General features: G+C 29.8%; 8 protein-coding genes. 4 read left to right on the top strand and 4 right to left on the bottom strand.

Translation table 11 applies throughout. The features are described 5' to 3' along the window. The first annotated feature begins 250 nt into the window (after window positions 1-250). From ACEW8E_RS07680 to ACEW8E_RS07670, 3 genes are read left to right on the top strand one after another with little or no spacing between them, the layout of a single operon-like run. On the top strand, window positions 251-967 hold the full coding sequence (locus tag ACEW8E_RS07680; protein WP_373479756.1) for a hypothetical protein: 717 nt from the start codon (window positions 251-253) through the stop codon (window positions 965-967). A 31-nt stretch (window positions 968-998) separates the two neighbouring features. Beyond that, window positions 999-1,172: a hypothetical protein gene (locus ACEW8E_RS07675; protein WP_373479755.1), complete on the top strand. Its 174-nt coding sequence runs from the start codon at window positions 999-1,001 to the stop codon at window positions 1,170-1,172. A gap of 3 nt (window positions 1,173-1,175) precedes the next feature. Next, window positions 1,176-2,057 carry a glycosyltransferase family 2 protein gene (locus ACEW8E_RS07670; RefSeq protein ID WP_373479754.1) on the top strand — a complete coding sequence of 294 codons (882 nt, stop codon included), beginning with the start codon at window positions 1,176-1,178 and terminating at the stop codon, window positions 2,055-2,057. 328 nt (window positions 2,058-2,385) lie between these two features. Here the strand turns inward: ACEW8E_RS07670 and tsaE are convergent, their stop codons facing one another. Beyond that, a complete protein-coding gene (gene tsaE / locus ACEW8E_RS07665) occupies window positions 2,386-2,823 on the bottom strand; it encodes a tRNA (adenosine(37)-N6)-threonylcarbamoyltransferase complex ATPase subunit type 1 TsaE (RefSeq protein ID WP_373479753.1) in 438 nt (145 codons plus the stop codon). A gap of 258 nt (window positions 2,824-3,081) precedes the next feature. On the opposite strand from tsaE, the gene ACEW8E_RS07660 reads away from it, so the two are divergent. Further along, a complete protein-coding gene (locus ACEW8E_RS07660; protein ID WP_373479752.1) occupies window positions 3,082-4,353 on the top strand; it encodes a M16 family metallopeptidase in 1,272 nt (423 codons plus the stop codon). 118 nt (window positions 4,354-4,471) lie between these two features. Here ACEW8E_RS07660 and ACEW8E_RS07655 read toward each other — a convergent pair whose 3' ends face one another. From ACEW8E_RS07655 to hisA, 3 genes are all read right to left on the bottom strand, one after another. Beyond that, complete coding sequence (locus tag ACEW8E_RS07655; RefSeq protein WP_373479751.1) at window positions 4,472-4,942, bottom strand: tRNA (cytidine(34)-2'-O)-methyltransferase; 471 nt, start codon at window positions 4,940-4,942, stop codon at window positions 4,472-4,474. 78 nt (window positions 4,943-5,020) lie between these two features. Next, on the bottom strand, window positions 5,021-5,260 hold the full coding sequence (locus ACEW8E_RS07650; protein ID WP_373479750.1) for a 2Fe-2S iron-sulfur cluster-binding protein: 240 nt from the start codon (window positions 5,258-5,260) through the stop codon (window positions 5,021-5,023). Between the two features lie 38 nt (window positions 5,261-5,298). After that, window positions 5,299-6,069 carry a 1-(5-phosphoribosyl)-5-[(5-phosphoribosylamino)methylideneamino]imidazole-4-carboxamide isomerase gene (gene hisA, locus ACEW8E_RS07645; RefSeq protein WP_373479749.1) on the bottom strand — a complete coding sequence of 257 codons (771 nt, stop codon included), beginning with the start codon at window positions 6,067-6,069 and terminating at the stop codon, window positions 5,299-5,301. Window positions 6,070-6,239 lie beyond the last annotated feature (170 nt).

Below are 6,239 nucleotides of genomic sequence, written 5' to 3'. Positions count from 1 at the left end.
GTTACGAGCGATCGCTCGTCGGCTCTGGTACACAGCACGCCTCTGTGATAATTTAAGAGAGTAATAAAGATACGTGCGCGTAGCGTGCCTTCGGCATCACCTTATCTAAAAATCATACTTTAATTCAGCAACGCCAAATTTATTAACTAATGCTATTAGAGACATTTATCAAGCCATTGACAAAGAAATTGGATTAATATTAACACAACTTCCTCATAATAATAATGTTCCCATTTATTCTTCTTTTGGCATGGAAGATAGTTATCCTACTACGGAATTAATACCAGATTTTTGTCAAAAATTAGGCTATCAAGTATTAAATTCTCCTTCGGATAATGTATCTTTAAATCCTTTATCTTTAGCCCGTAAATTTATCCCTCAATCATGGCGAAATCAAATTAGTAATTATTTTCCCTTAAACATTCAAGAAAGATTACTAAATGATAGTTTTAGTCATAATACTAACTGGGAAAAAACTCGTGCTTTTGCCATCCCATCACTTTATACTAGCTTTATTCGCATCAATTTAGAAGGTAGAGAGCCTCAAGGAATTGTTAAACAAGGTAAGGAATATCGAGATTTATTAAATGAAATAACGGAAAATTTAACACAACTAATTGATCCTATCACCAATAAATCACCTATCAAACAAATTGCTAAAACCGTAGATTGGTTTAACTGTCTTCCTCCGAAAAATTTACCCGATATTTTTATTGAATGGCAACCTGCCCAACATTTTCTTAAAAAGCTATTACATCCTAAAATTAACATTAATCAAAGTTCATCTTTATTTTATGATCGAAACAGTTATCATTCCCTTAATGGTTTTATTACAATGGCAGGAGAATCAATAAAAACACAAGGATATATAGAAGATATTTCTTTATTAGATTTAACACCTACTTTTTTGAATTTAATGGGAATTGATACACCATCTAATCTAAAAGGAAAACCTCTTAAATTTTAATTAAATAAAAATAATCACTTATAAAAAAATTATGTTAAATATTCTTAAACGAACTTATAAAAATATTTTTGCTCCGATGGGTAATAATGTTATTAATCAAATTTTATCAGAGGGTTTTCCACAGGAATTAAAATCTTCTTTGACATATTTAATTACCCATAAAGTAGATTTAAAAATACAAATAATTAATTTTCAAGATAGTTAAAATATGTTAAATATTTCTATAATAATTCCCACTTATAACCGTCCAAAAACACTAAAAAATTGTCTTGACTCTTTAGCAAAATTAAACTACTCAAAAAATTTATTTGAGGTGATTATAGTAGATGATGGTAGTCCTCAATCTTTAGAAAAGATAGTACTAGATTTTGAACAAAAAATTAATTTAACCTATCTAAAACAAGAGAATAAAGGTCCAGCTACTGCTAGAAATAATGGAGCAAAAAAAGCCCAAGGAAAATATTTAGTTTTTACTGATGATGATTGCGAAGTTCATGAAAAATGGTTAACTAAATTAGAGCAAATTTGGCTTACAAATCCTGAAGCTATTTTAGGAGGAAAAACTATTAATAAACTTACAAATAATATTTATTCTCAAGCCAGTCAATGCTTAGTAGATTATATTTATTATTATTATAATTTATCAGCTCAACAAGCACAATTTTTTACTTCAAATAACTTTGGAATACCTAAAAATATTTTTAACGAGTTAGGAGGATTTAATACAACTTTTCCTCTCCCCGCCGCAGAAGATAGAGAATTTTGTTATCGTATTTATAATCAAGGTTATCCCATGATTTATGTAGAAGAGGCAATAATATATCACTCTCATTTATTAACTTTTAAAAGTTTTTGGAAACAACATTATAACTATGGTAAAGGAGCTAAATATTTCCATCAAATTAAGACAGAAAAGATACAAATAGAATCGATAAAATTTTATTGGCAATTATTAATTTATCCTTTGCAATGGGAAACAGTTACTTCTCAAAAATTAACCTTAGTTTTATTATTTTTAGTATCCCAAATAGCTAATATCTCTGGTTTTTTTCGTGAATTAATCATTAAAAAGTCTATCAAACATCTATAAGTTTAATAAACCTATTAAATTTGAGTTTTCTCAAAAATTAATTAAAAAAAATTCGATTTTCCTTGACTTTTTCTCTTTTTTTCGTCACAATAGAAAGTATAAATAAAATAATAGAAATCTTACTTTTTAGGGCAAAAAAATCAAAGCATTCCATTATCTAAATAATAACAAAAATGTCAACAGTTGTCAAGGGATTCTCTAAATTTTTATCGATTTTTTAAATAAATACTTCAATAATTTTTAAAAGGGTGACTTTAAATAAGTTTAAATTATAAGTAATTACTTTAATTCAACCTATTATTAATAAATAATTTGATCGTCTCTAAAATTAATAATAAATAGTCGCTTTTCTACCTAAATTTTTATCTATTTCTAAGTTAATTTTAATATAATTAGATGGCAAATAAGGTAATAATTCTGACCATTCAATAGCAGTTATTCCTCCATCAACTTCAATACCTTGCCAATAATTTTCTAAGTGTAAATCTTTAATATCTCCTTTATTTAATCTGTATAAATCAATATGATAAAGTGGGATTTTTCCTTCTAAATACTCGTTAATTAAGGTAAAAGTAGGGCTAACAATGGCTTCTTTTATACCTAATGCTTCTCCTAATCCTTGAATTAAAGTTGTTTTTCCTGCTCCTAAATTACCACTTAACAATAAGACGCTATTAACGGTTAATTGTTGTGCTAATTCTTCCCCTAATTTTTTTGTTTCCCATTCATCTGCTAGGAAAATAATTTCTGTTTTTTTCTTACTCATATTAATAATTTTTCAGTAGCTATAATAATCTTAAATTATTTCTCTTAAAATATACTTATAACTAAAAATAAATTATTCATAAATTAATTGTTATTAATTATCAATAGTCAATTAAAATAAGAATATAAAATTTATATAAAAAAAGTTAATTTCCTTTTATTTTAAAGTTCAATTTTATTCTATATGGAAGTTTATAAGATTTAGGAAACAAGTATATAAATATTATAATAGTTAGTAAACTATTAATCAAAATTTACCATGACTTCAACCTTAGTTAAATCTAATTCTGTTTACTCTCCCACTATTACTAAGTTACCTAATGGTTTAACTATCATCGCAGAAGAAATACCTGTTTCAGCTATTAACCTGAATGTTTGGTTTAATGTCGGTTCTACGGTAGAATCTAATGAAATTAATGGTATGGCTCATTTTTTAGAGCATATGATTTTTAAAGGTAGTGTCAACTTAGCTAGTGGGGAATTTGAACGTTTATTAGAAGCTAAAGGGGCGGTAACAAATGCTGCTACAAGTCTGGAATATACTCATTTTTATTTCACTTGCACACCCCAAGATTTTGGCGATATTTTGCCTTTACAGTTAGATTTGTTGTTAAATTCTCTTTTTCCCCTTGAAGAATTTAACCGAGAAAAAAAGGTAGTACTAGAAGAAGTTAAGCGATCGCATGATAACCCTAGTCGTAAAGTTTATCAAAAAATGATGAACAATGTATTTCCTAATTTACCTTATCATCGTCCGATATTAGGTACAAAAGAAATTATCGAAACATTAACTTCTGAACAAATGCAGTACTTTCATAATTCATGGTATCAACCATCGGCAATGACAATAGTGGCGGTGGGTAACTTACCAGTGGAAGATTTAACGCAAAAAATCATTGATTGTTCCTCATTGAATCAAAAAATATTACAACCAGAAAAATTAACTTATTTACCGGAATTACCCTTCTCGAAAATAATCAGCGATGAATATACCGATAAATCCTTACAACAATGTCGTTTAATGTTAACATGGCGTGTACCGGGGTTAAATAGCTTATCTAAGACACTTCCTTTAGATGTTTTAGCGGTAATTTTGGGGCAAGGAAAACTATCTCGATTATTTAGGGATTTACGGGAAAATAAACGTCTCGTTACTAGAATTTCTGCTAGTAATATGACTCATCAAATACAAGGAAATTTTTACATTGTGGCACAATTATCTCAAGAAAATATACCCCAAGTAAAAGAGATAATTCTTAATCATATTGCGGATATTCAAAAAAATGGAGTGACGCAATTAGAGTTAAATCGAGTTTGTCAAAATGTAGCTAATCAGTTTATTTTTAATAGTGAAAAACCAAGTAATCGTACTAATTTATATGGTTATTATTATTCACAGTTAGGAAGTTTAATTCCAGCTTTAGAATATACAGAAAATATCCAAAAATTAACCGTAGAAGATATACAAAAAGCGGCACAAAAATTTTTAGATTTAAACGCCTATGGAGTTATTATTGCCAATAATGAATAGTAAGTCTTGATTTTTTTTTCCTAAATTTTTATAGTAGTAATATATATTTATTTTATATTTCTTGTGAATTTGTAAAACTGACTAAAACTCTCTTGTTTTCTCCTCTTGCAAGGGAGGATTAAGGGGAGTTGCCCTTTATCCCTAATTGACGTAAAGACTCAAACAAAACCACAGAAACACTAACAGATAAATTCAAACTGCGTACATGGGGACTTGCCATGGTAATAAAACAAGTTGCATCACATTGCTGTAAAACTTGAGGAGGTAAGCCTTCGGTTTCGCTACCAAATAAAAGCCAATCATCTTCTTGAAATTCACACTCAAGGTAATTTTTTGCACCCCTAACACTTAAGCCAATTAGTCTTCCGCCTTTTTCTTTAGCGGTTTTAATGAAATCTTCAGAACTTTGATGATAAGTTAGTTTAACATGAGGCCAGTAATCTAAACCAGCTCTTTTTAAATAGCGATCGCTAATTTCAAACCCCAAAGGTGCGACAAGATGTAACTCTGATTGGGTAGCGGCACAAGTTCGGGCAATATTACCAGTATTAGGAGGAATTTGAGGATGTACTAAAACAATTTTTGCCATATTTTAAAAAGAAAGAATTTGTAAAAGTGAATCAGTTTTTCTCGTAAACTCCCTAGAATGAGAAAGGAAATTAATTTATTACCAAACAGGATCACTATAGAGATTAATGATAAATTTAGAAGTATTAGCAGGAATAGAACTAATACAAGCACAAATAGGTGTACCGTCTTCTAATTCAACTTCACAAGCATGACAAGAACCCATAACGCAACCCGTAGGGATAAAAACACCTCCTCGTTTTGCTACTTCTAAGATTCCTTCCCCTACTTCTGCGATTACCGTAATATTATCAGGTAAAAATTTTACTTCAACACTCATAATTAATTGTTAATGTCAATATTCTTATTTTTGTTATTTTAAACCACCGCAGTATTATCAAAATTGAGAGGAATATCTTGAATTCTACCATCACCAATGGCTGCGATGGCTTCTTTTAAATCAACTTTACCTGTATATAAAGCCTTACCCACAATAACGCCACTTACTCCTAAAGATTCTAAAGATAATAAACTGAGTAAATCTGTTAAACAACTAATACCACCAGAAGCGATAATAGGTATATTAGTAACTTTAGCTAATTCTTTTAAAGCCTCTAAATTAGGACCAATTAAAGTACCATCACGACTAATATCAGTATAGATAATAGCGGCTGCTTTGTCCGAAATTTGTTGAACTAAATCTGTAGCTTCTATGGTGGAAGTTTCTAACCATCCTCTAGTGGCTACTTTACCGTTACGCGCATCGATGCCAACGGCGATTTTATGGGGGAAAGCCTCACATAATTCTGTGACTAATTCAGGATTTTCTACTGCCACAGTACCAACTATAGCTCTTTCTACTCCTAAATTGAAAAGACGTTCAACGGAAATGCGATCGCGCAATCCTCCCCCTACTTGTACAGGAATAGTTAAAGTTTCAACAATAGTTTGAATAATATCTAAATTAACCGTTGTACCTTCTTTTGCACCATCTAAATCTACTAAATGTAAGCGTTTAGCCCCTTGATTTTGCCATTGTAAAGCCACTTCTAAGGGATTTTCGTTAAAAACTTGAGATTGTTGATAATCCCCTTGATATAATCGAACGCAACGCCCTGCTAATAAATCAATGGCGGGTATAACTTCCATAAAAAATTAATCATAAAATTAAGAGAAGTTTAATTATACCATTTACAGTTATAGGGTTGACAAAAAAAATTACTCCTTAATCCTCCTGTTTGATAACAGTGAAGCCTTGGGAGTAAATTACACATCAATTCTACAATTACTTATTACTTAATAATTTGATCTTAAAAGAG

The sequence above is a fragment of the Geminocystis sp. genome (genome assembly GCF_041753295.1).
GTDB lineage: Bacteria > Cyanobacteriota > Cyanobacteriia > Cyanobacteriales > Cyanobacteriaceae > Geminocystis.
Note: the sequence above shows the minus strand (reverse complement) of the source record. Positions and strands in the feature narration are given on the sequence as shown.

What these genes read in the sequence shown, in the direction of transcription:
- ACEW8E_RS07670 (WP_373479754.1), top strand. Translation starts at nt 1,176, where the DNA reads ATGTTAAATATTTCTATAATAATTCCCACTTATAACCGTCCAAAAACA.
- ACEW8E_RS07680 (WP_373479756.1), top strand. Translation starts at nt 251, where the DNA reads ATGGAAGATAGTTATCCTACTACGGAATTAATACCAGATTTTTGTCAA.
- ACEW8E_RS07650 (WP_373479750.1), bottom strand. Translation starts at nt 5,260, where the DNA reads ATGAGTGTTGAAGTAAAATTTTTACCTGATAATATTACGGTAATCGCA.
- hisA (WP_373479749.1), bottom strand. Translation starts at nt 6,069, where the DNA reads ATGGAAGTTATACCCGCCATTGATTTATTAGCAGGGCGTTGCGTTCGA.
- ACEW8E_RS07660 (WP_373479752.1), top strand. Translation starts at nt 3,082, where the DNA reads ATGACTTCAACCTTAGTTAAATCTAATTCTGTTTACTCTCCCACTATT.
- ACEW8E_RS07655 (WP_373479751.1), bottom strand. Translation starts at nt 4,942, where the DNA reads ATGGCAAAAATTGTTTTAGTACATCCTCAAATTCCTCCTAATACTGGT.
- tsaE (WP_373479753.1), bottom strand. Translation starts at nt 2,823, where the DNA reads ATGAGTAAGAAAAAAACAGAAATTATTTTCCTAGCAGATGAATGGGAA.
- ACEW8E_RS07675 (WP_373479755.1), top strand. Translation starts at nt 999, where the DNA reads ATGTTAAATATTCTTAAACGAACTTATAAAAATATTTTTGCTCCGATG.